35 protein-coding genes and 1 other RNA gene are annotated in these 25,204 nt (G+C 43.9%); 4 read left to right on the forward strand and 32 right to left on the reverse strand.

Annotated features, from left to right (window positions below; genetic code table 11):
• Positions 1-3 precede the first annotated feature (3 nt).
• The 21 genes from terL to NSQ23_RS13930 all read right to left on the reverse strand — a co-directional run bounded on the left by terL (position 4) and on the right by NSQ23_RS13930 (position 12,252).
• The gene (gene terL, locus NSQ23_RS13830) at positions 4-1,416 is read right to left on the reverse strand and encodes a phage terminase large subunit (RefSeq protein ID WP_339171472.1); all 1,413 of its coding nucleotides are present in this window, start codon (positions 1,414-1,416) and stop codon (positions 4-6) included.
• Positions 1,358-1,849: a hypothetical protein gene (locus tag NSQ23_RS13835; protein ID WP_339174429.1), complete on the reverse strand. Its 492-nt coding sequence runs from the start codon at positions 1,847-1,849 to the stop codon at positions 1,358-1,360. Before NSQ23_RS13835 ends, terL begins: the two co-directional genes overlap by 59 nt.
• Before the next feature lie 175 nt (positions 1,850-2,024).
• Positions 2,025-3,464: a site-specific DNA-methyltransferase gene (locus NSQ23_RS13840; RefSeq protein WP_339171475.1), complete on the reverse strand. Its 1,440-nt coding sequence runs from the start codon at positions 3,462-3,464 to the stop codon at positions 2,025-2,027.
• 119 nt (positions 3,465-3,583) lie between these two features.
• Complete coding sequence (locus NSQ23_RS13845; protein ID WP_339171478.1) at positions 3,584-4,060, reverse strand: sigma-70 family RNA polymerase sigma factor; 477 nt, start codon at positions 4,058-4,060, stop codon at positions 3,584-3,586.
• Positions 4,061-4,086: 26 nt separating this feature from the next.
• Entirely contained in the window at positions 4,087-4,305 is a 219-nt protein-coding gene (locus NSQ23_RS13850) for a hypothetical protein (RefSeq protein ID WP_339171481.1), read from the reverse strand.
• Positions 4,306-4,374: 69 nt separating this feature from the next.
• A complete protein-coding gene (locus NSQ23_RS13855) occupies positions 4,375-4,569 on the reverse strand; it encodes a hypothetical protein (RefSeq protein ID WP_339171483.1) in 195 nt (64 codons plus the stop codon).
• Positions 4,570-4,742: 173 nt separating this feature from the next.
• Positions 4,743-5,249 carry a Holliday junction resolvase RecU gene (gene recU, locus NSQ23_RS13860; RefSeq protein ID WP_339171485.1) on the reverse strand — a complete coding sequence of 169 codons (507 nt, stop codon included), beginning with the start codon at positions 5,247-5,249 and terminating at the stop codon, positions 4,743-4,745.
• A gap of 333 nt (positions 5,250-5,582) precedes the next feature.
• Positions 5,583-5,792, reverse strand: a complete 210-nt coding sequence (locus NSQ23_RS13865) for a hypothetical protein (RefSeq protein WP_339171488.1) — start codon at positions 5,790-5,792, stop codon at positions 5,583-5,585.
• On the reverse strand, positions 5,792-6,292 hold the full coding sequence (locus NSQ23_RS13870) for a dUTP diphosphatase (RefSeq protein ID WP_339171490.1): 501 nt from the start codon (positions 6,290-6,292) through the stop codon (positions 5,792-5,794). Before NSQ23_RS13870 ends, NSQ23_RS13865 begins: the two co-directional genes overlap by 1 nt.
• 201 nt (positions 6,293-6,493) lie before the next feature.
• Complete coding sequence (locus tag NSQ23_RS13875) at positions 6,494-6,712, reverse strand: hypothetical protein (protein ID WP_339171493.1); 219 nt, start codon at positions 6,710-6,712, stop codon at positions 6,494-6,496.
• Between the two features lie 20 nt (positions 6,713-6,732).
• The gene (locus tag NSQ23_RS13880; protein ID WP_339171496.1) at positions 6,733-7,491 is read right to left on the reverse strand and encodes an ATP-binding protein; all 759 of its coding nucleotides are present in this window, start codon (positions 7,489-7,491) and stop codon (positions 6,733-6,735) included.
• Positions 7,400-8,266, reverse strand: coding sequence for a DnaD domain protein (locus tag NSQ23_RS13885; protein WP_339171498.1), 867 nt, complete (start codon positions 8,264-8,266; stop codon positions 7,400-7,402). Before NSQ23_RS13885 ends, NSQ23_RS13880 begins: the two co-directional genes overlap by 92 nt.
• A gap of 30 nt (positions 8,267-8,296) precedes the next feature.
• Positions 8,297-9,166, reverse strand: coding sequence for a recombination protein RecT (gene recT / locus NSQ23_RS13890; protein ID WP_121781242.1), 870 nt, complete (start codon positions 9,164-9,166; stop codon positions 8,297-8,299).
• A complete protein-coding gene (locus NSQ23_RS13895) occupies positions 9,163-10,131 on the reverse strand; it encodes a YqaJ viral recombinase family protein (RefSeq protein ID WP_121781243.1) in 969 nt (322 codons plus the stop codon). Before NSQ23_RS13895 ends, recT begins: the two co-directional genes overlap by 4 nt.
• Entirely contained in the window at positions 10,128-10,322 is a 195-nt protein-coding gene (locus tag NSQ23_RS13900; protein WP_339171503.1) for a hypothetical protein, read from the reverse strand. Before NSQ23_RS13900 ends, NSQ23_RS13895 begins: the two co-directional genes overlap by 4 nt.
• Positions 10,323-10,407: 85 nt before the next feature.
• A complete protein-coding gene (locus NSQ23_RS13905; RefSeq protein ID WP_255429659.1) occupies positions 10,408-10,539 on the reverse strand; it encodes a hypothetical protein in 132 nt (43 codons plus the stop codon).
• On the reverse strand, positions 10,536-10,724 hold the full coding sequence (locus tag NSQ23_RS13910) for a hypothetical protein (RefSeq protein ID WP_339171509.1): 189 nt from the start codon (positions 10,722-10,724) through the stop codon (positions 10,536-10,538). Before NSQ23_RS13910 ends, NSQ23_RS13905 begins: the two co-directional genes overlap by 4 nt.
• Complete coding sequence (locus NSQ23_RS13915) at positions 10,724-11,014, reverse strand: hypothetical protein (RefSeq protein ID WP_339171511.1); 291 nt, start codon at positions 11,012-11,014, stop codon at positions 10,724-10,726. Before NSQ23_RS13915 ends, NSQ23_RS13910 begins: the two co-directional genes overlap by 1 nt.
• The gene (locus tag NSQ23_RS13920; RefSeq protein ID WP_339171514.1) at positions 10,986-11,249 is read right to left on the reverse strand and encodes a DUF771 domain-containing protein; all 264 of its coding nucleotides are present in this window, start codon (positions 11,247-11,249) and stop codon (positions 10,986-10,988) included. The genes NSQ23_RS13915 and NSQ23_RS13920 overlap by 29 nt, the downstream gene beginning before the upstream one ends.
• A 17-nt stretch (positions 11,250-11,266) precedes the next feature.
• Positions 11,267-12,001, reverse strand: a complete 735-nt coding sequence (locus NSQ23_RS13925; protein ID WP_339171517.1) for a BRO family protein — start codon at positions 11,999-12,001, stop codon at positions 11,267-11,269.
• On the reverse strand, positions 11,998-12,252 hold the full coding sequence (locus NSQ23_RS13930) for a hypothetical protein (protein ID WP_339171521.1): 255 nt from the start codon (positions 12,250-12,252) through the stop codon (positions 11,998-12,000). The genes NSQ23_RS13925 and NSQ23_RS13930 overlap by 4 nt, the downstream gene beginning before the upstream one ends.
• A 175-nt stretch (positions 12,253-12,427) precedes the next feature.
• On the opposite strand from NSQ23_RS13930, the gene NSQ23_RS13935 reads away from it, so the two are divergent.
• Genes NSQ23_RS13935 through NSQ23_RS13945 form a run of 3 tightly spaced genes read left to right on the forward strand, consistent with a single transcriptional unit; the run spans position 12,428 to position 14,215 of the window.
• Positions 12,428-12,901, forward strand: coding sequence for an XRE family transcriptional regulator (locus NSQ23_RS13935; protein ID WP_328213636.1), 474 nt, complete (start codon positions 12,428-12,430; stop codon positions 12,899-12,901).
• 21 nt (positions 12,902-12,922) lie between these two features.
• Entirely contained in the window at positions 12,923-13,363 is a 441-nt protein-coding gene (locus NSQ23_RS13940; protein ID WP_339171530.1) for an ImmA/IrrE family metallo-endopeptidase, read from the forward strand.
• The gene (locus NSQ23_RS13945) at positions 13,364-14,215 is read left to right on the forward strand and encodes a TIR domain-containing protein (RefSeq protein ID WP_339171532.1); all 852 of its coding nucleotides are present in this window, start codon (positions 13,364-13,366) and stop codon (positions 14,213-14,215) included.
• Here NSQ23_RS13945 and NSQ23_RS13950 read toward each other — a convergent pair.
• Complete coding sequence (locus NSQ23_RS13950; protein ID WP_339171535.1) at positions 14,207-14,428, reverse strand: hypothetical protein; 222 nt, start codon at positions 14,426-14,428, stop codon at positions 14,207-14,209. The genes NSQ23_RS13945 and NSQ23_RS13950 overlap by 9 nt on opposite strands.
• A 178-nt stretch (positions 14,429-14,606) precedes the next feature.
• Here NSQ23_RS13950 and NSQ23_RS13955 point away from each other — a divergent pair, with 178 nt between their 5' ends.
• Entirely contained in the window at positions 14,607-15,740 is a 1,134-nt protein-coding gene (locus NSQ23_RS13955; protein ID WP_339171538.1) for a site-specific integrase, read from the forward strand.
• Between the two features lie 139 nt (positions 15,741-15,879).
• Here the strand turns inward: NSQ23_RS13955 and ssrA are convergent.
• The 10 genes from ssrA to tpiA all read right to left on the reverse strand — a co-directional run bounded on the left by ssrA (position 15,880) and on the right by tpiA (position 25,195).
• Positions 15,880-16,232: a transfer-messenger RNA gene (gene ssrA / locus NSQ23_RS13960) on the reverse strand.
• Positions 16,233-16,332: 100 nt separating this feature from the next.
• Positions 16,333-16,797, reverse strand: a complete 465-nt coding sequence (gene smpB / locus NSQ23_RS13965; RefSeq protein WP_004892472.1) for an SsrA-binding protein SmpB — start codon at positions 16,795-16,797, stop codon at positions 16,333-16,335.
• Between the two features lie 78 nt (positions 16,798-16,875).
• Positions 16,876-19,152: a ribonuclease R gene (gene rnr, locus NSQ23_RS13970; RefSeq protein WP_339171542.1), complete on the reverse strand. Its 2,277-nt coding sequence runs from the start codon at positions 19,150-19,152 to the stop codon at positions 16,876-16,878.
• A 20-nt stretch (positions 19,153-19,172) separates the two neighbouring features.
• Positions 19,173-19,910, reverse strand: coding sequence for a carboxylesterase (locus NSQ23_RS13975; RefSeq protein WP_339171545.1), 738 nt, complete (start codon positions 19,908-19,910; stop codon positions 19,173-19,175).
• A 53-nt stretch (positions 19,911-19,963) separates the two neighbouring features.
• Entirely contained in the window at positions 19,964-20,197 is a 234-nt protein-coding gene (gene secG, locus NSQ23_RS13980) for a preprotein translocase subunit SecG (protein WP_004892478.1), read from the reverse strand.
• A 475-nt stretch (positions 20,198-20,672) separates the two neighbouring features.
• Complete coding sequence (locus tag NSQ23_RS13985) at positions 20,673-20,885, reverse strand: hypothetical protein (protein ID WP_004892480.1); 213 nt, start codon at positions 20,883-20,885, stop codon at positions 20,673-20,675.
• A 37-nt stretch (positions 20,886-20,922) separates the two neighbouring features.
• Positions 20,923-21,432 (reverse strand): hypothetical protein, encoded by a 510-nt coding sequence (locus tag NSQ23_RS13990; protein ID WP_064220979.1) that lies wholly within the window; start codon positions 21,430-21,432, stop codon positions 20,923-20,925.
• A 161-nt stretch (positions 21,433-21,593) separates the two neighbouring features.
• Positions 21,594-22,889, reverse strand: a complete 1,296-nt coding sequence (gene eno / locus NSQ23_RS13995; protein WP_009362285.1) for a phosphopyruvate hydratase — start codon at positions 22,887-22,889, stop codon at positions 21,594-21,596.
• Positions 22,890-22,907: 18 nt separating this feature from the next.
• The gene (gpmI, locus tag NSQ23_RS14000) at positions 22,908-24,443 is read right to left on the reverse strand and encodes a 2,3-bisphosphoglycerate-independent phosphoglycerate mutase (RefSeq protein ID WP_339171554.1); all 1,536 of its coding nucleotides are present in this window, start codon (positions 24,441-24,443) and stop codon (positions 22,908-22,910) included.
• Positions 24,440-25,195: a triose-phosphate isomerase gene (gene tpiA / locus NSQ23_RS14005; protein ID WP_339171557.1), complete on the reverse strand. Its 756-nt coding sequence runs from the start codon at positions 25,193-25,195 to the stop codon at positions 24,440-24,442. The genes gpmI and tpiA overlap by 4 nt, the downstream gene beginning before the upstream one ends.
• Positions 25,196-25,204 lie beyond the last annotated feature (9 nt).

A 25,204-nucleotide genomic window follows, 5' to 3' on the forward strand; every position in this document is an offset into this window, starting at 1 on the left:
CCTTTATAGCGAGCGAATGCTCGGTCGCGGTTTGTTATTAAATCGGTTTATAGCTTGTGTGAATGCGTCAACTTGGTCGTCGTTCGCACCGTTAGGGAACGAAGCGCATTCCTCGACGAAATCATGCACCCAAGGAGCAATCTCCGGCGCTGGCAAGTAGATGTTGCCGGCTTCCGCGTCTGCCGATGCCGATGCCGCCCTTGCTACTTTTCCACCGTCCGGATTCACCGGGATAATACCAGGGATTTCATTCCGCAATGTTTGAATAACGGCCGTACCGTTCGCCTTATCCTCAATCAACTTCGCGTAGGCAGAAGGATAACGAGCCGATAGATTACGGATTGCTTGGATTGTCGTCGGAAAATCCATTTGCCCCCGAACCTGGTCGATTAAATATTTGTTTGCGCCGATTCTTCCCCACACTTGGCCAACAACATAGTCGCTGTCTTTATTATCTTTGAACGCACAGTCCCAGGATTGAATGACCTCATCAAACCGAGCCGGCAACGCGCGGTAATATTTCCACCATGACCGTTTGAACATAGAACCCTCGGCAGGCGATGGCCGCTGTTGGTATAAGGCCGACCAAGTACGAGAGCCGACGGACCGCTTCGTTTCTTCGGCCCATTTTTCATCGAATCCGTACTCTGCCCATAACGCCTCGCCGATCTTACGGCCCAATGGATCATCTTCTGATTCACAGACCGCCGGCAACGACAGGACCGTCCATTTGTCCGGTTCGTGTTTTAGGAGCCGGCCAGCCAGGTCATCTTCATGCCATCTTGTGAGAATTAAAATAACCCGGCCGCCAGGCTGCAACCGGGTCGATAGTGTGTCCTTCCATTCAGACCAAAGCATCTCGCGATAGGTTTCCGAATCGGCCTCTTTCCGGTTTTTGATCGGGTCGTCGATGATTAAGAGGTCCGCGCCCTGCCCGGTGATACCACCGCCGATACCGACGGAAATCATACCACCACGATGGCCTTCTATATCCCAATTGGTAACCGAGTTATTATCGCGAGCGAGCGTAATGCCGAATAATTCCTCGCCGAATTCCGCGATTTTATTCCGGTTCGCTTTTCCGAATTTCCGCGCCAGGGAGTCACCGTAGGATACCTCGATCACCCGGCGCTCCGGATTTCGGCCAATAAACCAGGACGGAAAGGTTTCCGTAACGGTCATAGATTTAGAATGGCGAGGTGGCATGAAAATCATGAGCCGTCGAATTTCGCCGCGTTCGACTTTTTCGAGATATTGGCATACCAAATCAGAATGGCGCGAAGGGATATACCGGCCATGATGGACGTATTCAAGATAAACCGAATAATCCTCGCGAGCGAGCGCCTTTTCAATCTCATCAAGATTGTTCATCAGACCGTTTAAGAGCATTTCTTCGTCGGAGTAATTGTTTTGCAAGTTCTTTCGCTTCTTCGTCGTTGAGGATTTCATTTGTGATTTCGTGAGTGATCGAGATGTCGTACTCTTCACGTTTTACCACCTGACCCGAATGATTGAGATCGGCCGACAATCTCTCCTTTCTTCCCCATCTGTCTGGAAATTTACGTTCAAGCCGCCAGGCCGCTGCCTTCCAATCCGTAGCCGCTGCATTTGCGATCAGCATCACGTCCCGAACTTCCGCATCCGCGAGCGCTTTTTCAACCGCATCGTGAAAATCTTTATAAATGCCGCTTTTGGCGCGCGCTCCCTTCCGTAGCCAACGGAAAAAGGTATCCTTCGAGATACCAGCATAGGCCGCCGCCGTTTCCATGTAGTTGCCGGCCCGGATCGCATCAATAATTTTCTTTTGAAGTTCCGGTGTTAGCTTGGTAGGTCTGCCAGCCATCTTCATCACCACACAAAAAACCGACCGGAATGCCGATCGGTTGTATTTTTGTTTGCTGTGAACCTCCCACGACTAAAGTCGCGGGCTTCTCACTTCGCAGTGAGAATTTCCTGCTTCATCGTCCTCGCAACCTACTAACTCCACAGGCGTATGATTCCGACAGTTCCTGCCGTACGATATTTCAAATTCGAACCGCCTTCTGACCGGTGAATTCCTCAAATCGACGAAGGATTACATCGCAATATATTGGATCGAACTCCATCGTGAAGCAAGTACGCCCGGTTTGTTCGCACGCGATCAACGTAGATCCGGAACCGCCAAACGGATCCAGCACCAATTCTCCAGGCTTGCTGGAGTTTTGAATTGCTCGCGCGCAAAGAGCGATCGGCTTCATGGTCGGATGGTCCGCGTTTTTCTTCGGCTTTTCGATGCGCCAGGTCGTACTATCCGAATCATCGCCGGAAAAGACAATCTCGTAGCTTGGCACTTTCACCATAACGGACTTAATGCCGTTAGAGAAGGACAAAACGAAATGATCGCCTTCCTTTTGGACCACCAAGTCCACATCTTCCTCGACGACGGTGTCCTGTTTCCGGCCGCCATACCAGGCATGAGCCGCGCCAGGCTTCCAGCCATAGAGAATCGGTTCATGCTTCCAATGGTAGTCCTGCCGGCCAAGGACAAGGCTGTTTTTTACCCATATCAAGCATTGCTTCATGAGGAACCCGGCATCTTTAAACGCTTTTCTGAAATTCAGGCCTTCCGAATCCGCATGGCACACATAGATCGGACCGCCCTCTTTCAGCGCCGTATACATGGCAACAAAGGCATCATAGAGGAACTGATAAAAAGCCGAATCTTCCATGTTGTCGTTTTTGATTTTCTTTCCATTGCTGCCTTCGTAATCGACGTTATACGGTGGATCGGTAAAAATCATATCGGCTTGTTTGCCGCCCATGAGCCGTAGGACATCATCAATGTTGGTCGAATCACCACACATTAGCCGATGGCGACCAAGCAACCACACATCGCCAGGCTTGGTGATCGGTTCCTGGATTTCTTCGGCCGCTTTATCCGGGTCGAAATTGTCTTCTTTGACCTCGGTTTCTTCTTCGACATAGAACTGTGTCATGAGGTCCTCAATTTCTTCTTCATCGAAACCGGTGATTGTTATATCGAACGCACCGGAATCAAGTTCTTCGAGCAATTCTTTGAGTTTAAAATTATCCCAATCGCCCTCAATTTTATTAAGAGCGACATTTAGTGCTTTCTCTTTTTCCGGATCCAGGTCAACCACCGAAACCGGCACTTCGGACCATCCCAGGTCTTGAAGGACCTTCAATCGCTGATGGCCACCAACCACATATCCGGTCCGTTCGTTAAACACAATCGGCTCCACCAGGCCGAATTCTTGAATGGACCGTTTCAGCTTTTCATAATCCGGATCACCAGGCTGAAGGTCCAAGCGCGGATTGTACGGCGCTGGCTTCAAATCGGTAATTTTTTTATTTTCAACACGAAGATTCATGACAACATTAACACCTCTATTAACGATAAAAATAACATTAACATTAACATAAAAAATAAAACCCACCCGAAAAATTCCGGGTGGTAACTCCATTGATGGGGTAGGTGTTGCCTATTAGCATAATAACATTTTATAGAATTAAAAAAATGCAAGAAAACTGCAAAAAAACTGCAAGAAAACTGCAAAGGTAAGAAAAAGAGAGCCGATCGCTCTCATTTTAGCAACTGCAAGACACCGTTCAGACTGATCGATAGTTTTTGCAAAACCTCGTTTCTCACGTTGAAAATGGACCGTTCCGAATATCCAAGAACATCAGCTGCATATTTCATCGATTTACCATCGAAATAGCGAATTTCAACGAATTTATTCTCTTCCTTGTTCAACGATTCCAGCGACTGCTCGATGCAATTCACGATTAATTCATATTCTCGGATTTTTTCATAAATGTCGAGAGCGCGTTTCGATTCAATCCGATCGATGGCGTACTTTTCCGTAGTGGATCGAATCGAGAAGGTACCGGTTGTCCCCTCCACGATTTCATAGTTTGCGACGCATCCTGGCATAATGTAATCGAGTTGTTTTTTGAGATTGACGATCCCGGATTTGTAATACCGATAATGCCGTAGGATCCGCTCTACCTCCAAGAACCGCCGATCGCTGCGTGTTTTCTTTTTCGCTTTGGTTTTCATGCCGGTCACCTTCCCCTTTTGATTTTTTAAAGCATATGACGATATTTGATGTTCATCTGCGCGTATTGCTCCATGAGTTTGGCACGCGCCACCGTATGGAACCGGTTCATGAACCGTTCCTGGCGCTTCGGACCGAAACCAAACTCTTTATGGAGCGTCTCCAGCGCGATTTGCTCCCAAAGCGCAAGAGCATCGTCGATTTCGCGTTTGCATTGTCCAAGTGTGATTCTTATCCGTTTAGCCATAGAGCAACACCTCACCGTAAGAATTTAGGATTGTATGGTTTGAATTTGTTTTCTCCAGGATTGCAGACTTCAAGCGATTGAATCATGTCGGGAGAACAACCAACTCGCCGCAGATTGGCGATGACTTCCTCCTTGCTTTTGGCCCACATGGTATAGCCCTTTTCTTTGCCAAATTCGAAGTATTTCACGCGCACGAACATCGATATCCGCCTCCGTTACATATTCATCCCGGATAATTTCGCACTGCCATTTCAACTGATCCATGCCATCATCCCCTTATTTTTGGTATTACTTCGCCACCAAATCGTGTGCAGTCATGACCGCAACGAGTCGCGCATTTTTTGAATAACGGACAATACCACCAACAACACATAAGAGCGTCCTCTTCTTTCATCCATTCCGGCCGGTCGTCGTGAATAGATACAAACACATGCATATCATTTCTCCAGGCATTTCAGATAATCGATCGGGATTCCCCGGCTCGATTTCACCAGGTCGCAATGCTCCACAAACCATTCATAAGGGATCGACTTCCGGCCGCCTTGTTTTGATTGTTCCCACCATTTCTCTGCATCCGAAAAACGAAGGAGATACACTTCATGCTTCTTTGCGAATTCCACCAGGAAAAAGGTGATCGCTCCCTGGTCACGCCAGGACTTCAAAAAGGCCATTTGATGTTCCTCGATGTTATCGAGAGGAAATCGGGTGCGTTCCCTCGTCGATTTCGCATCGAAGGCAATCATGCGGCCATGAGAAACACCAATGAAGTCCACCATTCCCTTTTTTTCCGGGAACGCGCTGATGATGCGATTTCCTCGCCGGACCACCTTCCAGGGAGTCGGTACTTTTTCGATGTGAGCAATTCCTTTCATTCGGTAACAACGGTTCGTGTATTCGACTAAATGCTCGAACGCCATGCCGCGATTTGCTGGACTGATGGCCACAATACCACCTCGATAACATTAAAATTAGCGATAAAATTAATATTAATTTAGGCCTTAACATTTTTGTTAACTTTCCAAGGTTCCACCACTGATAACAGATGATAACCGCGAGCTTTCCAAAGAATCATCTGTTTCCAGGAATCCGTTCTGACTTCCCGGTGCTTTTTCGGATGCCGCAGACAATACCACTTTTCATTTTTGGTCATTTTCGTAACCTCCACATCAGATCGCTGAAAAAGAACGTGAGATGTTCATCGGACCAATCATTGAAGTATGATGGTTTCAAACCGACCAATTCACATATCCGAGCGATAATTTCTTGTCGCTTTTGATTCATGGGCCATTCCCCCTAAATTCCATCACCACTTTAAACCGGTATGGTTCAAAACCGCCCACGATCACACTTGCTTCTAACATTTCCACCACATCAGACACCGGAACCCAGCCGCGTGACTTTTGCCGTTCGATGATTTTGTTCATTTCCTTCATCGATATCGCTCGGTAAACTCGCCGCAACCGCTTAAACCGTTTGACGTTCGGCATCAATACCCCACCTTTTGACGTTCATGGTTGACCTTGTTCTTTTCCGAGTATGCGCGCGTGATTTCAGACCAACTGAATCCCAGGAGTTCACCAAGGCCAAGGAAAAGATCAAATGCGATATACCACAGCGTCGGCCCCATCGGACCATCCATGATGTAGACATGGCGTTTCAACGCCCGGAATTGTTTCCGGATGTCATCGTAGTGATGCGGTAACGGTTCGAATTCGCGTGGGATTTCGAATGCCAATCCCAGGCTTAAGAAGAAATGCAATCCGTCGACATATTCCATCAACGCCGCTTCACGCCGCATATTTCGGTCTGCACTCCAAAACTTGAAGTACCGGACTTCGTTCTGTAATTCCGCGATTTCCACATCGAGCGCATCCACCAAATACGGAACGAGATCCATATCCATCGGGATGTTTTGTTTGCGCCGAATGTGATGATCCAGCGCCTCCTGCATGTCAAAGAGATCCCCTAGACTTAAGCCATTTCTCACTCAAATATCCCCCTTTTTATAGAGTCCGAAAATTACGATTCAGACGACGGATAAGGTATTCATCCAACGAATCAATGACGAGCTTTTCTTCGGTAGTGAATCGCGTTAAACAATCCGGGCATTCCCGTCTGCGCTTCACCTTATCTCGCTTTTCACGAACATCCAATACCTTTGTCCGACTGCCACAGATTGGACAACGCATCACTCCCACCTCCAAACCGTTTTCACAGTCCCTTCTCTTCTAGAAATGATCGCGGCATCAAAACCACCGTAAAAATCGTTCGGCGTATAAAAACGACTGACCGCTTCACATTCCTCCTCTTCCGTGTAACAAATCGTCTTGGAAACGTACTCCCCGTTCTGTTGCCAAAAAATAATGGAGAACGGCGCAGGACCGTCGAACCCGACGAATTCAATCAAGGTTTCCACCTCCCGTTTTTTTATCTGGCTAATCGGTAGTTTAATAGTTTCCGATCGCCGACGATTTCAACAAGATAATCCCGACACATTTCGATAATGCGAGAGCCGAGCGCCTCATCGATGTTTAATAGGTCATCCTCTAGGCACTCCGACGATACCATAATCGGCTTGTGATTGAGATACCGATAGTTCACGACAGAATACATGGTTTTGATCTCAAATTCAGTCGCGCCACGTTTGAACAAGTCATCGATAAACAGCACCTCGACCGCCTTCATTCGTTCGCATTTTTGCTCCAGATTTTCAATATCGTCTTTGATTTCATCAAACCCTTCCCGGTACGGAAAATAGAGAACCTCGACTTGATTTCTGATCAAATTATTGGCCACCGCCGTCAGTAAATGCGTTTTTCCGGCCCCAGGAGCGCCTAGGAGCGCGATAGAGTTCCTCCGGCTATGTTTGATACCCGGAAACGATTTAACGTATTTTACGGCGCATTTAAAGGCGTCCTGAACGATCTGTGGACGGTGGTCAAGTGAGAAGTTTGAGAAGTTCAAGCCACGAAACGCTTCAGTGATCTCGGACGCTTTAAAGATTCGTTCAATTTTCCGCTGCACAATGCATTCACAAACGCGTGCAGTGCTGTTATCGACAAAGATAATCCCTAAATCTCGACACTTTTCGCATTTATAGGAGTCCTTCGAGGGAGAGGTCGACGTCATCCCATTTTCCTGGTTCATAATGCGAAATTCTTTTGTCTTCTTTTGAAGATCGGCCATCACTTCCGCGATGCTGGTGAACCGAGCCACCGACAACACCCCCGCGTTTTTGTTTCGTTTGTTTTTCAAGTTCATGCTGCCTGTCCAAGCGAGCTACATCTTCTAACGTTTGAACCTTTTGTATTTCCCAATTAGCAAGGATTCTATCGATGTATTTGATTCTCCGGACATTTTGTTCAAGCGCTTTTCTCATGGCGCAGAGAACAATTTCTTCCGGGAAACGATCCAACCAGTAATTAAGGATTTCAATATCGACAGAAGAAAGCGTCGCTTGAAAGTTTTCTTCATAAAACCTGAAAGCATTAAGGTCGTTTTCTTTTGGACGGTCCTTATCATCATCATCATTATTAGTATTTTTATAATTAGTATTATTATTATTTAGTAGTGTCGGATTTTCCGGATACGGATTTTCCGGATACGGATTTTCCGGATACGGATTTTCAGTATACGGTGGAACCGTATCCGGATTTTCAGTACGCGGTGATTGCTTCACCTCATGAACGATATATTCCACTTTTTCAAATTTGCCCCCGTCCCGGTTTTCAACGCGAGTAACATAGCCAGCTTCGATTAACTCTTTCATAATCCGGTATGTCGCATCTCGGCCGTTCTTGCTGCGATTTTTAAGGTCTTTCATGTTGAACTCCCAATCGTTCGGCAACGAGAGCATATAAGCGAGCAATCCCTTCGCTTGCCAAGAAAGAGTTTTGTCTTGAAGGAAGCCCTTATCCAAGACGACATAGTTGTCCTTTTTATTGATGCGGTAAATCGTCAAAAGGAACACCTCCAGGTTAACCAGGGAGAATTAATCCCCCTGGCCGTTTGCTTTTTGTTGCTCCATTTCCACCGGTTCCGCTTCGATTACTTCCCCTTCCAGGTATTCCGACTCCATATCAATGAAATCATCGACGCGTTCCGGTTCTTCGGTGATGTCTTTACGCACCGTTTCATCGAACGAAATGTTCCGCTGAACTTCGATGGAGATCGGCAAATATTTAATAAGCTGACGAATGACCGTTTTCTTGGCCATCGCTTCGTATTCTTCTTTCCAAGGACCTTTGTCTTTTGCCTTGGAGTGTTTATCGCGAATTCGGTTAATCTCCTCCACCGACATCACATGGAACGCATGGCCGCCATCTTTGAACTTGGCATACGCATAAAACCCGATGAGCTTCCCACGATCACCAAACAGCAATGGTTTGTGGCGCAATTTTTCATCGAGTCCGTATTCAAACTCGAATTCGTCGTTTTCATACACCGCCTCGGCTTTGATGCTTTCAACTTCCCCGGAACGACGGACCAAGTCAATTAAACCTTTGTAGCCGATAACAAACTGTACTTCTTTTGTTCCGCGTTTTTTATTTTCAAAAGGAATCAAATAACAATGTCCAAGAAGTCCAGGCTCCAATCCGAGTTGAGCTGCTTGCATGATAGCTCCCATCAAACTTTTAATTTCGCAGGATAGAAGCGTTGGATTTTGGCGCATTTCAGTAAGAGCAATACGAATAAGTCGGTCAGCATCCATATGTTTTGGTAGCGCCCGTTCGAATTCCGGCTTCATTTTTTGAAGGAGATCGGCGACGGTGACTTTGTCGCCGTTTTGTTTTTTGGCCACCTGGCCGTTTCCGTTCGCTTTCGCTGCCAATTGGTTTTTTAGTTTCTCCGCTTGAGTCATTGTGATACCGCCTTTCTCGATTTGTTTTTAGAGATGCTGAAACGTCGATACGTCGACGCTTGGACGTATTGACGATACAAATCCGGGTGTTCTTTCGCGAATCGTTTAGAATCAAACCTGTTCGAGTTCACTACCGACCATTTCACCGTGTAATCATTGGTATAGCCGCGTTCATATTCACCTAACATTGCTTTGATTTTGTTTTCAATTTCGGCCTTTTTCGCTTCGTACTTCTTGATTTCCGCATTCACCGATTCCAGCTTGTCAATGAGCGAATCCACTTCATCCGGTAATTCCGCCGCATCATCGATAACCGATTCAGCCGGATACAAGAGATTCAACAAGTTTGTACTTGAATCAGATCCGTCCACTTCCGGTGGCCGTTTTTCGATGACGCGTTGCCAAAAATCCGTCTCAATTTCAATCAAGTAATTGATGATTTCTTCGTCACGTTCGATGACATCCCAACGAAACTTATTGCCGCCGATTAAGACCGCGATGTACCATTTAGAGCGACCGGTAACAGCCATGTAGTGCTGGCATTGGATGAAATATTGATCCGGAATCTTTTCGCCTTCCACCCATTCATTCTTGAGGTATTCGCTCGCCGTTTTACATTCCAGGCCGGCATCTTCTCCAACAATGAGCCGGTCTACATTCGCGAGCATGAATGGATACTCCGGATGTTGCAGGATCGCGTTCCGTTTTCGGATTTTCTTCCCGGTGCGTCTCGCGAATTCTTTTGCAACGATATCTTCCAGGACATGACCGAAATATGCCGCTTCGCTTTGTTCTGATTCCACTTTGATGTCCTCGACCTTTTCGTAATACACTTGAACCGGACTTTTATATTTGTTAAGGCCGGCAATGGCGGCCGCATCCGAGCCGCCGATGCCTTTCTGACGTAACCGCAACCATTCAAGATGATCCATGTTCGCCGTCTCTGCCAGGATGATCGGATTCATAGGATCACCTCCTCGTAGTCCACGACTTCCAACAAGTATTCACCAAGGCAATGGGTATCGCAGAAAAGTTCACCTTCATATCGAATCACTTCATAGCCTTTGAAGATTCCAGCGTGACAATGTGCGCATTCACCAATCATCGGAATTGATTGTGGATCGCGTAAACCATACGCAAAACGGTCAAGATTCATATCGAATACCTCCCAAAAAAAATATTTGTATCGGAAGGACCGATGAGATAGAATAGAGATAGGAACATTTTTCATCGGTCCTTTTTTAACGGTTCTCTGGCGCAAGAGAGCCGTTTTTATTTTTTCTTTCTTTCCATTGGCGATAGGCCTCGTTTTCTAGCAACCAAAAACGCTCTTCTTTCGACATTTGGAGCCATTCACGAACCAGGAACTTCATGAAATCAACTCCTTCAACTGCAAGCGCGAATTTCTTAATTCATAGAGCTTTTCCCGAACCAGGCTCGCGCCCTGGCGATCGCCTGCAGATTCTAGAACCTCAACAAAACCTAATAGAAAAATTTCATCTTTCAGCATCTGCATATATCGCTTTTTGCAAAATGTTTTTTTGTTTTGCGAAAACATCATTTCACCTCCTTCCAATTGAGGCCAAATCGTTCCGGGTGTTTCTCCATCGCCTTGAAAACCGTTCGGAGTGTCACCTGGTTTTCATGGACGATTTTGCCTTCCATAAACGTCAGTTCAATAATGATGTTTCGATCGGCATCGAGAAAGCTGATGGCGTATGTCGGTTCCGCTACGGTTTCAAACTCCATAACGGTCGTCTCGATTGGCTGAATGTCCTTGTATCGGGCAGTGATCTCGTCGGTAACACGCGACGGCAACTCATCGAACGATAGTTTTTTGATTTTCATGTGAATCCCCCTTTTTCAGAAAAATGTCTTTGAAATACTTTTGTAAGAACTCCTCCATCTGTGAAGCAATGAAGCACCAGCGTTCGCCCTTCCGTTCCGGGTAGTACACAAACCCACCATTTTCAATGTCGAGCATCGGCTTGTAGCGAGGATGCAGCAGGATATTTTCTTTGAGCCAATCCTCGCTGTATCCCGTTCGCTCCTTGAGGTCTTGCATGGACCACCAGACTTTCATCGACTCCTCTCCCTCCTTCACGCCGTTCGCTCTTTCTTCAACAACAATCGAAACGTCTCCCGCCCTTTTGGCGTGATGAGCGTCTGCACGTCAGCTCGTCCATTTCGCTCCCATTCTTTCAGCTCAAACAACTCTGGCACATATGCCGCGTATGGCTTGAGTTTGTTTTTCTGATCGCGATAGACGAATTTGTTTTTCAACAACCAATCGATGAAGAAACGTTCTTTCACCTGCAACTCTTTCGCTGTGTCTCGGAAATTCGTCAGCAAGTTTCGATCAACCAGCGCGTCGAAATACTCCACTTTCGGCTTCATCGCGGCAATCTGTTCGTTTTGCTTGCGGACTGTTTCCAGTACACCGCGAAACATCAGTTTGGTTTGGTCATCGGCAAACGGAAGATACGTATTGATGAACATGTCCTCATTTGCGACATATCCGCCCGTTTTGCGGATGGTTGGGAGGACTTCATGTGTAACCCAGCGTTTGAACTGTTTTGCTTCGGGTTTTCGACTTGTTAAAATCAAACTGTAAAGACCAGCTTCGTTAATACATAACATTTGTTGCTTTCCACCGGGGGTGTCGATTAAAACTACACCCTTTTCATCTTCGTCTAATCGACCTAAAGCATCGCGACTGTTTTTGATTTCGAGAACATCGCAAACATCCTTACCAACAAACAAAACCTCACCACTTTGAACAACTGTCCTAATTTGTGTTTCGCCATAAGTGAAAACTTGTTGTAACTGATTCATTTCCGTCCTCCCCCCGATTCATTGACTACATGTAACGGTTCATCTAAAAAAATATATTCTTCAAAATTCAAACCATTTTCATCGCAATACTTTTTCAATCTCCCTAGGAACTTTGGTCCTGCCATACTATTCGAATTTAAAACCCTGTATAAATGTGCCGCATCTAGCCCTAACATTCTAGCAAATTTACGGTACCCTCCATTTGCCTTTTCTTCCATCAATCCTTTCAACTTATCTTTGTCAATGTACACTTTACCACTCCCTCCTTAGTTGTTGTATGCAGTCAATGTTGTTTACATGTAAAATATAACATCGTTCGTTACATACAGTCAATACTTTTTTATTATTTTTTATCTTTTGTTGTTTACAAACAACAAAAGATATGTAACATTGATTTCAGACAATACAAAAGAGGAGGTTGTCAATATGTCCTTTGATAAACAAAAGTTTGCCGAGTTATTAGAAAAAGCAAAAGGAAATAGATCAATAAACCACTACGCCCAAAAATCAGGAGTTACATCTGCTCATATATCAAGATTACTTAGATGTTTACTAGACAGCCCTCCCACTCCACAGACGATAAAAAAATTAGCTGACCATGCACACAACGAGGTTACTTATGAAGATCTCATGCGAGCCGCCGGCTACATCGATGACGATACAAAAACAGATCTCCCCGCCCTCACCGAGAAAGACGAGCGCGACATCCAGAAAGAATTGGAGAACATCATTAAAGGTCTCAAAACAGGAAACGGCTTCGCCGCATTCGGTGGAATGGACATTGACGAACTTGACGAAGAAGATCGGGAACTGCTGATTGCTTCGCTGGAAAACTCCCTTCGACTTGCGAAACGCATTGCAAAAGAGAAATTTACTCCAAAAAAACATAGAAAAGAATAAGTTTTTCAGGGGGAGAGCTTAATGGCTAATCAGATAAAACAGATAGTAGAAAAATTAGTCAAAAAGCATGGCACAAATAACCCCTTTGAGATTGCATCACAGAAAGGAATTGTGCTGTTGTTTGAACAATTGGGAGGAATCTATGGCTACCATCATAGCTTTAAACGAATAAACATTATCCACATTAATTCAGAATTGAATGAATCCATGCAACGTTTTGTTTGCGCACACGAGCTTGGGCATGCAGTTTTACATCCCGAACTAAGTACCTCATTTTTGCAAAAAAACACGCTTTTCTGCATGGATAAGGTGGAAAGGGAAGCGAATGAGTTTGCGGTTGAATTGCTTCTGTCGGATGATGTGCTTTATACATACCGCGGTACTGATGCAACCATTTATGAGGCCGCGGCGACATACGGAGTGCCATCAAAACTTATTCACTTAAAAAAGGCGGTGAATTAAATGAGCTTGTATTCATTACAAAACCAAATCCTGCAATCGAAGAAAAAGCTCACGGATTTAAAAATTAAGCTACAAAAACAAAAAGATACTGAATTAAAAATAAGAAAAGAGATCCAAAGGATTGAAAAGACATTGTCAAGAAGCACCGGTTCATCCATAACAACGAAGTTAAGAAATATCCAGAGACAAGAACAAAAATTAGACGCGGCTTTAAAAGAACAAAGCAATCTAATGAAAAAAATTAACGATGAAGAGAAAAAACTCAGAAGGCTGGAAGAACAACTCATCCGAGAACAGAAGAAAGAGGCAGATAAGCTAACAAAATCATTAGAACATCGGATTCATACCGACGCTCTTGACCAAATCCAATTACAACTTGAGCAATTAAAACAACAGGCTGCACAGAGTTTGGAAATAGACAACAAAAAAGAAAACATTATTTACGATGTGTTCATTTCTCACGCTCACGAGGATAAAGAGGCGATAGTGACAGAGTTATCTCAAAAGCTTAGTAGAGCCGGGCTGAGGGTGTTTGAAGATGTGAAAGTCATCAATCTTGGGGATAGTCTGTCTGACAAGATCAATGAAGGCATAAAATACTCAAAGCTCGGCATAGTCGTTTTATCTAAAGCCTTTTTCCGAAAAGGGTGGACTCAGTACGAATATAAAGGATTCCTCCACAGAGAAATAGAAGAGGGAAGAACCGTCATCCTCCCTATATGGCACGGTGTTACGAAGGAAGAAGTGGCGCAATTCAACCCCGTACTAGTCGATAAAATGGCCGTAAAAACCGAGGAACACTCAATCGATGAGATAGTGGATATGATATTACGAGTCGTTCCTTCACAATAATTTTTTATCATGCAATAAAGTAATAATTCGATAAAAATCCATGCTGTGTCCAAAATCATCACAGTTATATCCAGCTGCCTTATAGGCATTATATGCTTCCTTTGCCCATTCAGGCACTTTGGGATTGATCAAAGAGTTTTTCATCAATATCGTGGTCAGCCGATTTTCCATTTGAGCCGATTCCAGGCGGTTAATTCGCTCGAGAATATCCATTGTCATCACCTTTCCTTTCGCGTCAATTTTATTATAACAAAGATTCTCATACAGAGATAGAAAGGAATTGAACATGGTTGGAACAGAAAAATCCCAACACAAAAGGAGGTGGTGCATCTAAAAAATTTTGACTTCTGAACCAAACATATATTCTGCTTTGCAAAGGGAGGGAGAGAACATGGCCAGCATTCAAAAAACCAAAAGTGGCTGGCGCTATCGCGTCTCGTATAAGGAAAATGGGAAGTACAAAACTAAAACAAAAGGCGGCTTCCGCACCAAGAAAGAAGCCGAACTTGCGGCCGCGGAATTGGAGAAACAGCTGCATAAGGGATACGACATTAACGCTGGCGATCAACTCTTTTCTGAATACATGCGGAATTGGTACGAGATTTTCCGCAAAGGGAAAAAGAGCATGGACAATGACAACGACATTAGACGCGCGGTGGAATTTGTGGAGAAGTATTTTCCAGACGTGAAATTGAAGGAATTGACGAGAGAAATGTACCAAAAGGCTCTAAATGATTATGGGGAAACACATTCCACAGCTTCCGTGAAGAAGCATCATACCTATATGAAAGCGTGTTTGAAAGAGGCTTTAGCCGACGGAATTATCCATAAAGATCCGACATTTAGCGTGGTAGCAGTCGGGAAAGTGGCGCCAAAGGACGAGGAAATCAAATATTTGAACTATGAAGAAGTGGCCAAGCTATTGAGGATAACGACTGAGAACTTGCAGTTACGATACATTTCGCGATATATCATTTTATTTGCTTTGGCTACCGGCGCGCGCTTTTCAGAAATCATCGGCTTAACTTGGGATTGCGTTGACTTTGAAAATAAGGCTGTCGCAATCAATAAAACGTGGGATCATAAATATAAAAATGGATTTGATAACACAAAAAACTATGCTTCAAAACGAACAATCACTATTGACGAACATACATTAAGCATTTTGAAAGATTTGAAGTTAAAACAAACGGAACTAGCTTTAAAAACGGGTTTGAGAAACGAGCACAATCTTGTTTTTGTGAACAGCCAATTCAAACTTGTCACGAATACAGCAGTAAACAAGACGTTGCGTCAATTATGTAAGAAAGCCAAAATTAAAGAAATCACGTGTCATGGCTTACGGCATACTCACGCCTCGATGCTACTGTTTAAAGGCGTGAACATTAAGTATGTTTCCAGACGGTTAGGTCATAAAGACATTGTGACTACCCTCCAAACGTATTCGCACATCATGGATGAAATGGAGCAGAAAGAATCGCGCCAAGTAGACATTACAATGAAGGAACTCTACAATGCAAAATAAAAAAAAGCCGTGCAAAATTCGTGCAAAATTTTTTCGAAATCTATGGGATTCTTTCGGATTCCAGAAAAATAAAAAACGACCGCAAACGCAGTCGTATCAAGGGTTTCAAGATTTTCAATCTGAAACAATCGGATATTAGAAATGGAGACGGTGGGAGTCGAACCCACGTCCAGAGGTATCGCCACTTAAGCGTCTACGAGCGTAGTCGGTATATTTATGTTTCGCTGCTTCTTCCGCCTACCGACAGGCATCCGAGCAGCTAGTCTGATTATTCTCTTCCCTCGTCCTCAGACGGCGGACTTGGGCGTAGCCCACTTGTTATGAACCCCTAGGCCGCCACATGGGCGATGGCGGTAGGAGTTAGCCGCGTTAATTAAGCAGCTAAAGCGTAGTTTTCTTTGCCAGTTATCTTTAAGTGACGTTTTTACGAGGACGATCCCCTCGGCTCGCAGCTTAAGCTCGATCTACCCCTGTCGAATCCGTAACGTCCCCGTATAAGAGAAACGTACGAAGGAAGCTTAAGCTTTTATAACTGGCTGACACTTTTTATTATATCACATTTCAGGTGCTTTGCAATTGTAACATACTGGGTTTATTTCTGCCGTTCGCGGAAAGCGCGTTCGACTTCGCGTTGGGCTTCTTTCTTTTTCATATCTTCCCGTTTGTCGTATTTTTTCTTTCCTTTTCCGACGCCTAGCAACAGTTTCGCAAAACCATTTTTAATGTATAGCTTGAGCGGCACGAGCGTATAGCCTTGTTCTTTTGTATAGCCGATGAGCTTGCTAATTTCGCGACGATGAAGCAGTAGTTTGCGCGTCCGCAACGGATCATGATTGTAACGGTTGCCTTGTTCGTACGGACTAATATGCATATTATGCAAAAACACTTCACCTTTTTCCACTTTCGCAAATGAATCTTTTAAGTTCACCTTGCCTGCGCGAATCGACTTAATTTCCGTTCCTTGCAACACAAGTCCTGCTTCGTACGTTTCTTCAATGAAATAATCGTGATGTGCTTTTTTATTTTGAGCGATCAGCTTTCCTTCCCCTTTTGGCATTTGTTTCCCTCCCTTCAGACAACGAATATTTTAGCAAAAATAAGAAGAAAGGAAAAGCCTCATCAGTGGAGGCTTTCCTTATCGTTTTTTCTTTTTCTTCTTTTTCATGTTTGGTATATCTTCATAAAACTTTTTCTTTTTCTTCGTTTTTTTCGTTGGCCATTGCTCTTCTTTTTTCTTTTTCTGTTTTCCTTCGATGACGACTGGAGCAGCTTTCGCTTGTTTACGTTTGCGCCCTTTCATACCGACAATTTCAAAATCGACGATGCGCTCCTCTTTATTGACATTAATGACGCGCACAGTAATTTCGTCACCGATGCGGTACACTTTCCCTGTTCGTTCGCCGATCATCGCATAATGCTGCTCATCGTAATGATAATAATCGTCCGTTAAATAGCTAACGTGTACAAGCCCTTCGATTGTATTCGGCAGTTCAACAAACAATCCAAAGTTTGTCACCGAGCTAATAATGCCGTCAAACTCCATGCCAATTTTATCTTCCATAAACTCTGTTTTCTTCAAATCATCTGTTTCGCGCTCTGCCTCGACTGCACGACGTTCCATATTCGACGTATGTTCGGCAATTTCCGGAAGCTTCTCCGCCCATTTTTGCTGCGTTTGTTCGTCGATTTGCCCGTTAATTAAATACGTGCGAATAAGGCGATGCACAATTAAGTCTGGGTAGCGACGAATCGGTGACGTAAAGTGCGTATAAAATTCAGTCGATAATCCGTAGTGACCGAGACTTTCGGCATCATAACGCGCTTGCTTCATCGACCGGAGCATGACGGTTGATACGACCATTTCTTCTGGCTCGCCACGTACCGCTTCCAACACTTCTTGCAAGGCGCGCGGATGAATTTGGTTTCCTGTTCCTTTGACAATATAGCCGAAATTCGTAATAAACTCTAAAAAACGCTGCAGCTTCTCAGGCTTCGGATCTTCATGCACACGATAAATAAATGGAACGTTCATCCAATGAAAATGTTCTGCAATCGTCTCGTTTGCCGCTAACATAAATTCTTCGATTAATCGTTCAGCAACAGAACGCTCACGCAAGATGATATCATACGGTTTTCCATTTTCATCGACAAGCACTTTCGCTTCTTTAAAGTCAAAATCAATGGCACCGCGCTTCATGCGTTTGTTGCGTAAAATATCCGCTAACTCTGCCATTGACTCAAACATTGGTACAAGCGGAGCATATTTTTCTCGCAGCGCTTCGTCACGATCAACGAGAATACGGTTTACATCAGAATACGTCATACGTTCGGTCGTGCGAATGACGCTTTGGAAAATTTCATGGCTCACGACTTCACCGCGATCGTTTATTTCCATCTCGCACGACAACGTCAAGCGATCGACTTTCGGATTTAATGAACAAATACCGTTTGACAAGCGATGCGGAATCATCGGGATGACGCGGTCAACTAAATAAACGCTCGTTCCGCGCTCATATGCTTCGCGGTCAATCGGCGAGCCTTCCGTCACATAGTGGCTTACGTCGGCAATATGAACACCGAGTTTATAGTTTCCGTTTTCTAATTTCGTTACAGTCACCGCATCGTCTAAATCTTTTGCGTCCTCGCCGTCAATCGTCACAATCATTTCGTTGCGTAAGTCCCGTCGACCCTGTAAATCTTCTTCCGAAATTGTATCCGGAATGCTGTTCGCATGGGCAATGACGTCTTCCGGAAATTGCAACGGCAATCCATGTTTATGGATAATCGATAAAATATCGACCCCCGGATCGTTTTTATGCCCTAAAATTTTAATAACTTCTCCTTCCGCACTAATACGTCCTTCCGGATACGTCGTTAAACGAACGACAACTTTATGCCCTTCAACGGCACCGTTTGCGGCATGTTTCGGAATAAAAATGTCGTTGACGATTTTTTTATCGTCTGGAATGACAAAGCCAAAGTTTTTGCTTTCTGTATACGTACCGACGACTTCTGTAATGCCCCGCTCAATAATGCGGACGATCGTCCCTTCTTGACGCGCCCCCGTTGCTTGTCCGTTGACACGCACAAGAACGGTGTCGCCATGCATCGCATTCTTCAATTCCGACGGTGGAATGAAAATGTCATCAAGCGTCGGATCTTCTGGAATAACAAACGCAAATCCTTTCGCATGGCCGGTCACTTTGCCGCGAATTAAGTTCATTTTCTCCGGCAATCCATACCGATTGCTTCTCGTTCGGACGATTAGTCCTTCTTCTTCTAATGCGACAAGTGTTTTGACAAGTTCTTTAAATTCGGCTGCGTCTGTAATATGAAACGCTTCTTCTAGCTCTTGAACAGTCAGAGGTTTATACGCTTCATCACGCATAAACGATAATAATTTTTCCTTCATTTACTTCCTCCTTTCGAGGATTACCAATCTAATGATTCTAAAAATGCATAAATGTCTTCATGAAGCTGTTCTTTTTCTTTATCAAGCGTAATGACGTGTCCTGACTCCTCATACCATTTTATTTGTTTTACGGGAGACTCGACGCCGTTATAAATAATATTTGCACTATCTGGGTTAATCATGTCATCATGACGCGCTTGTACAACAAAAACAGGTGCATAAATGAAATCTAAATGATCGCGTACTTCGGCAATGAGTTGTTGCAATGCTTTTAATGTTTTCATCGGCGTTTTCGCAAACTCCGCCATTTCGCGCTCGATTTGCTCCTCGCTTTTTCCTTCTCGCTTTTTATATTCGCGAGCGTATGCTAAAACTCCTTCATACATCGTCTGTTCGCTTTTAATATACATCGGGGCACACATTGGTACGATGCCAACGACAGGAACAGTATAGCCAAGTTTTAACGAAAACACACCGCCAAGCGATAATCCAACAACAGCGATTTTTTCATGGGTTTGTTTTAAATATTCGTAGGCGTTCATCACATCTTGCCACCAATCTTCCGGGCCGGTATGAACGAGCTCCTCTGGCGGCACGCCATGTCCTTTATAAATTGGAGCGTGGCACGTATATCCTTTTGATTGTAAAAAACGACCAAGCATACGAACATCCGCCGAATTTCCAGTAAATCCATGCAATAATAAAACAGCACGTTCACCAGCTTCAAACGTAAACGGTTGTGGTGCAACAAGTTTCACAAATGATTCCTCCTTTCTCCACGAAAAAAGCGATCCACATCGCTGGACCGCTGTTACAGTTCAAAATAAGTGACAGCTACTGTTAATACGAAAAACAATACCGCAAGCACAACAGTCAGACGGTGTAACACCGCATCAATGCCGCGTGCTTTCTGTTTACCAAACAATTGTTCAGCACCGCCGGTAATCGCACCAGAAAGCCCTGCACTTCGACCTGATTGCAATAAAACAACCGCAATGATTCCAATACAAACAATTACAAGTAACGTAACAAGAAACGCATGCATACTTTACACCTCCAACGACGCACATCACAATAGTTTTATTTTAGCATAACACTATTCATTTGTACAACGGACGAAAAGATACGGGATAAAACTTTATCAAAAACATTAGACAAATCATATGCTAAAAAAACACAGAAAGATTGCAAAATTTGTCGAAAACATCTTTTTCCCCCTTGATTTTGTTTTACAATTCGAATAAAGAGAGGGGTGATGCAAATGAACAGAAACCATTTTTTGAGTCCCTAAAAAATCTAAAATTTTATTAACACAGGAGACATGTCCCCGATTCCATTGAAGCTCGTTACAAAGCAAATCGAGCTTCAACTGTGTTATAAAAAACAGCTACATGTTTCCTAAGAGGTGCCTTATATAACAAGTGAAGCCTTGGAACTCCGACCCAAGGCTTCACTACTTTCAGAAGCTAGGACTGTGACGAATGTTGCTGCTTTTTTAACTTGTTGACCATGAGAAACACTCATTTGTCTAGTTGACATTTTATTTCGTGTTCTAGTTCCTCAATCTCCAACCTCCATTTATCACGTGTACTGTACAGTACTTCACATATAAAACTTGAAAAAGAGCTTTTATTTTCGGATATCTCCTGTTCTAATTTTATTAAATCTCGTTTTAGTCTTTTAACTGCTTCTTTTTTCTCTTCGATTGATAAGTATTCGTAAATTTTTCTCATCATTATCTCCTCATATCAGTTTTGATAAAATATAAAATTAAAGGATTAACCAAGTAATCGTTCTTGCAATAGCATCAGCGATAAGTAACGAATATGTACCAGGTACTCTCGCTTCGATTAATAAGGAATTTAGTTTAGTTTTAATTGTACTTTGAGCTAAATCATTCGCATCATCAATCCAACTTTCTAGATCATCTAATGCTTCTACAACTTTGCTTTTATTATTATTAAAATATTTTGCTGTATCCTCATCAAACCATTTCAATATATAGTTTAAAACATCTCCGCCTTTATCAATGGCAGCTTTAATAATTTTAATTGCTTGTTTAACTAGGAATCCTTTTATCCCATAAGGCTGCACTTGTTGTTGAGTAATTTGTGCATTTTGAATAGTTGGTGTAATTGTCAAAAACGTAGCGGTAGATGTTTCTTTTTGTACAATGGGTGTATTATTTGAAGTCGCACTTGCTAAATTGACACCTATCATAAAAACAGACGAGAGACCAAAAACTCCTGCCAAAATTGCAATAAATATTTTATTTATCATTTATTTATCATTCAAATCTCCTCTCCTAACCCTTTTTTACAATTCAATCATAGCGGCACTCATTTTTCTTTGTCTATATGTATTCTTCGACATACTTCTTCTAAAATCGACATAACGTACAAAAACAACAGGATGCCCCCATGCGAAGGCATCCTTATTTCTTACTTCTTCAAGTTGTAGAACGTTTTTACTCCATCGTATACCGCTGTTTCACCTAATTGATCTTCAATGCGAAGCAATTGGTTGTATTTTGCAACGCGGTCTGTGCGTGAAGGTGCACCTGTTTTAATTTGACCTGCGTTTGTTGCGACGGCGATGTCGGCGATTGTGCTATCTTCTGTTTCACCAGAACGGTGAGAAATAACCGCTGTGTAACCTGCGCGTTTCGCCATTTCAATCGCTTCAAATGTTTCTGTTAATGTACCGATTTGGTTTACTTTAATTAAGATCGAGTTGCCGACACCTTGTTCGATACCTTGTGCTAATTTTTTCGTATTTGTTACGAATAAGTCGTCACCGACGAGTTGTACTTTTTTGCCTAGACGCTCTGTTAATAATTTATGACCAGCCCAGTCGTTTTCGTCTAAGCCGTCTTCGATCGAAATGATCGGATATTTGTTGACAAGTTCTTCATACCAAGCAACCATTTCTTCTGACGTTTTCACAACGCCTTCGCCTTCTAAATGGTATTTGCCCGTCTCTTTATTGTAAAGCTCAGAAGAAGCCACGTCCATCGCAAGCATCACTTCTGTACCTGGTTTGTAGCCTGCTTTTTCAATCGCTTCGATAATTGTTTCAAGCGCTTCTTCGTTCGATTTTAAGTTTGGAGCGAATCCACCTTCATCACCAACAGCTGTATTGTAGCCTTTCGCTTTTAATACAGATTTTAAGCTATGGAAAATTTCTGCTCCCATGCGAAGCGCTTCACGGAAGTTCGGTGCGCCAACTGGCATAATCATAAATTCTTGAATATCGACGTTGTTATCTGCATGCGCACCGCCATTTAAAATGTTCATCATTGGCACTGGCAATGTTTTTGCGTTAAATCCGCCTAAATATTGATATAGAGGAATGCCTAAGTAGTCAGCAGCTGCGCGCGCAACAGCCATTGAAACGCCTAAAATTGCGTTTGCACCTAATTTTCCTTTATTTTCTGTACCGTCTAACGCAATTAATGCACGGTCGATAGCAACTTGCTCTGTCACATCGTAGCTACCAATTAATGCTGGCGCGATGACTTCGTTTACGTTTTTCACTGCTTGTAATACACCTTTACCAAGGTAGCGACCTTTGTCGCCATCACGCAATTCAACCGCTTCATACTCACCTGTTGACGCTCCACTCGGTACAAGGGCACGTCCGAACGCACCTGATTCTGTATATACTTCTACTTCTACTGTCGGATTGCCGCGAGAGTCTAATACTTCACGAGCATAAATGTCAATAATTGTTGGCATCGTTCATCACTCCTTTTCTTATTTCACAATTAACGTTTTTCCTGTCATTTCTTTTGGTTGTTGTAATCCGAGCAAATCAAGCATCGTTGGCGCTAAGTCTCCTAAAATGCCATCTTGACGAAGTGTAATGCCTTTTTTCGTCACGATGACCGGAACCGGGTTTGTCGTATGCGCCGTATTCGGACTGCCGTCTGGATTTGTCACCTCGTCCGCGTTCCCGTGGTCAGCGGTAATAATCGCAATCCCGCCTTTTGCCAGAATCGCATCGACGACTTTTCCTAAACATTCATCGACTGCTTCGACTGCTTTAATCGTCGGCTCTAGCATTCCGGAATGGCCGACCATATCAGGATTTGCGTAGTTTAAAATAATCGCATCGAATTTATCCGCTTCAATTTCTTTTAATAGCGCTTCTGTTACTTCGTATGCGCTCATTTCTGGTTTTAAATCGTATGTGGCTACTTTTGGCGAGTCAATTAAAATGCGCTCTTCGCCAGGGAACTTTTCTTCACGACCGCCGCTCATAAAAAATGTAACGTGCGGATATTTTTCTGTTTCGGCAATGCGCAATTGTTTTAACCCGTTTTGTGACAATACTTCACCGAGCGTATTGTCAAGGTTCGTCGGCTTAAATGCCACATACCCTTTTACTGTTTCACTAAAGTGCGTTAAGCATACGAAAAACAAGTTTTTCGGATGTTTCGGTCCACGATCGAATGAACGGAAATCATCGTTTGTAAACGTGTTTGAAATTTGAATCGCACGATCTGGACGGAAATTGTAGAAAATAACCGCATCGTTATCTTGAATCGTTGCGACTGGCGTTCCATCTTCACGTACGATCACAGACGGTAATACGAATTCGTCGTAAATGCCGTTCGCATATGAATCATCGACGCACGCAAGCGCATCGCGATATGCTGGACCTTCTCCATACACCATCGCACGATACGCTTTTTCGACACGCTCCCAACGTTTATCGCGGTCCATCGAGTAATAACGACCGGATAATGTCGCGATTTCACCGACACCAATTTGTTCGATTTGCTCATTTAGCTGTTGAATGTACGTTTTCGCCGTTTGCGGACCGACGTCACGTCCATCTAAAAAGCCGTGAATATACACGTTTTTTACGCCTTCTTTTGCAGCGAGCTTGAGTAAAGCGAATAAATGGTTAATATGGCTATGCACACCACCGTCAGAAAGAAGACCGAAAATGTGCAAATTTGTTCCGTGTTTTTTCACATGATCCATCGCTGCTAAAAACGTTTCGTTGCGCTCAAACTCACCTTCGCGAATGGCGATATTGACACGCGTTAAACTTTGATACACAATGCGACCAGCACCGATGTTTAGGTGACCGACTTCCGAGTTCCCCATTTGCCCCTCTGGAAGTCCAACCGCTTCGCCGCATGCCGTTAACGTCGCATGCGGAAACTCATTCCAATAGCGGTCAAAGTTCGGCTTTTTCGCCTGCGCCACCGCATTTCCGAACGTTTCCTCCCGAAGTCCAAACCCATCTAAAATAATTAGTGCTACTGGTTGTTTGCTCATTTTCCTGCCTCCACGAGTTGTAAAAACGATTGTGGTTCTAGGCTGGCGCCACCGACTAGTGCGCCGTCAATATGTTCTTGCGCTAAAAATGCACCGATATTTTCCGGCTTTACGCTACCACCGTATTGAATGCGTACCGCATCAGCCGCTTCTTGTGAGAATTTGTTCGCAATGACTTGGCGAATGTAGCCGCATACGTTGTTTGCATCGTCTGCTGTGGACGATTTTCCTGTTCCGATCGCCCAAATTGGCTCATAGGCGATGACAACTTGCTTTACTTGTTCTTCTGTTAAGCCTTCAAGCGCTTTTTCCACTTGTGCGCCAACAACTTCGTTTGTGCGATTGCTTTCGCGCTCTTCTAACGTCTCCCCGCAACAAACGATTGGCACAAGTCCGTGCTTAAATGCCGCAAGCACTTTTTTATTGACTGTTTCATCTGTTTCCGCAAACATTTCACGGCGTTCGGAATGCCCGATGATGACATACTCCACACCGAGATCTTTTAACGCAACAGGACTGATTTCGCCTGTAAAAGCACCTTGATCTTCAAAATGCATGTTTTGCGCACCAATTTTTACATTTGTTCCTTTTGTCGCCTCAACTAAATGCGCTAAAAAGAGGGCTGGTGCACATACAACGGCATCCACTTGCTCGTTGGAAGGAACCTCATGTTTTACTTCTTCCACAAACTGAAGCGCCTCTTTTAACGTTTTATGCATTTTCCAGTTGCCTGCAATAATCGGCTTTCGCATCGCTTTAAT

It is taken from the genome of Anoxybacillus sp. FSL W8-1294 (assembly GCF_037965005.1).
Lineage (GTDB): Bacteria > Bacillota > Bacilli > Bacillales > Anoxybacillaceae > Anoxybacillus > Anoxybacillus flavithermus_G.

Excerpts from the sequence above, each read along its gene's own strand:
- NSQ23_RS13945 (WP_339171532.1), top strand. The coding sequence starts at position 13,364 with ATGAGCTTGTATTCATTACAAAACCAAATCCTGCAATCGAAGAAAAAG.
- NSQ23_RS13915 (WP_339171511.1), bottom strand. The coding sequence starts at position 11,014 with ATGAAAATCAAAAAACTATCGTTCGATGAGTTGCCGTCGCGTGTTACC.
- gpmI (WP_339171554.1), bottom strand. The coding sequence starts at position 24,443 with ATGAGCAAACAACCAGTAGCACTAATTATTTTAGATGGGTTTGGACTT.
- NSQ23_RS13900 (WP_339171503.1), bottom strand. The coding sequence starts at position 10,322 with ATGAATCTTGACCGTTTTGCGTATGGTTTACGCGATCCACAATCAATT.
- NSQ23_RS13955 (WP_339171538.1), top strand. The coding sequence starts at position 14,607 with ATGGCCAGCATTCAAAAAACCAAAAGTGGCTGGCGCTATCGCGTCTCG.
- rnr (WP_339171542.1), bottom strand. The coding sequence starts at position 19,152 with ATGAAGGAAAAATTATTATCGTTTATGCGTGATGAAGCGTATAAACCT.
- NSQ23_RS13880 (WP_339171496.1), bottom strand. The coding sequence starts at position 7,491 with ATGGCCGATCTTCAAAAGAAGACAAAAGAATTTCGCATTATGAACCAG.
- NSQ23_RS13865 (WP_339171488.1), bottom strand. The coding sequence starts at position 5,792 with ATGCCGAACGTCAAACGGTTTAAGCGGTTGCGGCGAGTTTACCGAGCG.
- NSQ23_RS13855 (WP_339171483.1), bottom strand. The coding sequence starts at position 4,569 with ATGGATCAGTTGAAATGGCAGTGCGAAATTATCCGGGATGAATATGTA.
- NSQ23_RS13920 (WP_339171514.1), bottom strand. The coding sequence starts at position 11,249 with ATGAAAGTCTGGTGGTCCATGCAAGACCTCAAGGAGCGAACGGGATAC.
- NSQ23_RS13940 (WP_339171530.1), top strand. The coding sequence starts at position 12,923 with ATGGCTAATCAGATAAAACAGATAGTAGAAAAATTAGTCAAAAAGCAT.
- NSQ23_RS13950 (WP_339171535.1), bottom strand. The coding sequence starts at position 14,428 with ATGGATATTCTCGAGCGAATTAACCGCCTGGAATCGGCTCAAATGGAA.
- NSQ23_RS13935 (WP_328213636.1), top strand. The coding sequence starts at position 12,428 with ATGTCCTTTGATAAACAAAAGTTTGCCGAGTTATTAGAAAAAGCAAAA.
- NSQ23_RS13925 (WP_339171517.1), bottom strand. The coding sequence starts at position 12,001 with ATGAATCAGTTACAACAAGTTTTCACTTATGGCGAAACACAAATTAGG.
- tpiA (WP_339171557.1), bottom strand. The coding sequence starts at position 25,195 with ATGCGAAAGCCGATTATTGCAGGCAACTGGAAAATGCATAAAACGTTA.
- NSQ23_RS13895 (WP_121781243.1), bottom strand. The coding sequence starts at position 10,131 with ATGAATCCGATCATCCTGGCAGAGACGGCGAACATGGATCATCTTGAA.
- NSQ23_RS13850 (WP_339171481.1), bottom strand. The coding sequence starts at position 4,305 with ATGGCTAAACGGATAAGAATCACACTTGGACAATGCAAACGCGAAATC.
- NSQ23_RS13845 (WP_339171478.1), bottom strand. The coding sequence starts at position 4,060 with ATGAAAACCAAAGCGAAAAAGAAAACACGCAGCGATCGGCGGTTCTTG.
- NSQ23_RS13905 (WP_255429659.1), bottom strand. The coding sequence starts at position 10,539 with ATGAAGTTCCTGGTTCGTGAATGGCTCCAAATGTCGAAAGAAGAGCGT.
- secG (WP_004892478.1), bottom strand. The coding sequence starts at position 20,197 with ATGCATGCGTTTCTTGTTACGTTACTTGTAATTGTTTGTATTGGAATC.
- smpB (WP_004892472.1), bottom strand. The coding sequence starts at position 16,797 with ATGCCAAAAGGGGAAGGAAAGCTGATCGCTCAAAATAAAAAAGCACAT.
- recT (WP_121781242.1), bottom strand. The coding sequence starts at position 9,166 with ATGACTCAAGCGGAGAAACTAAAAAACCAATTGGCAGCGAAAGCGAAC.
- eno (WP_009362285.1), bottom strand. The coding sequence starts at position 22,889 with ATGCCAACAATTATTGACATTTATGCTCGTGAAGTATTAGACTCTCGC.
- NSQ23_RS13840 (WP_339171475.1), bottom strand. The coding sequence starts at position 3,464 with ATGGAGTTACCACCCGGAATTTTTCGGGTGGGTTTTATTTTTTATGTT.
- NSQ23_RS13985 (WP_004892480.1), bottom strand. The coding sequence starts at position 20,885 with ATGAGAAAAATTTACGAATACTTATCAATCGAAGAGAAAAAAGAAGCA.
- NSQ23_RS13910 (WP_339171509.1), bottom strand. The coding sequence starts at position 10,724 with ATGTTTTCGCAAAACAAAAAAACATTTTGCAAAAAGCGATATATGCAG.
- NSQ23_RS13835 (WP_339174429.1), bottom strand. The coding sequence starts at position 1,849 with ATGAAGATGGCTGGCAGACCTACCAAGCTAACACCGGAACTTCAAAAG.
- NSQ23_RS13990 (WP_064220979.1), bottom strand. The coding sequence starts at position 21,432 with ATGATAAATAAAATATTTATTGCAATTTTGGCAGGAGTTTTTGGTCTC.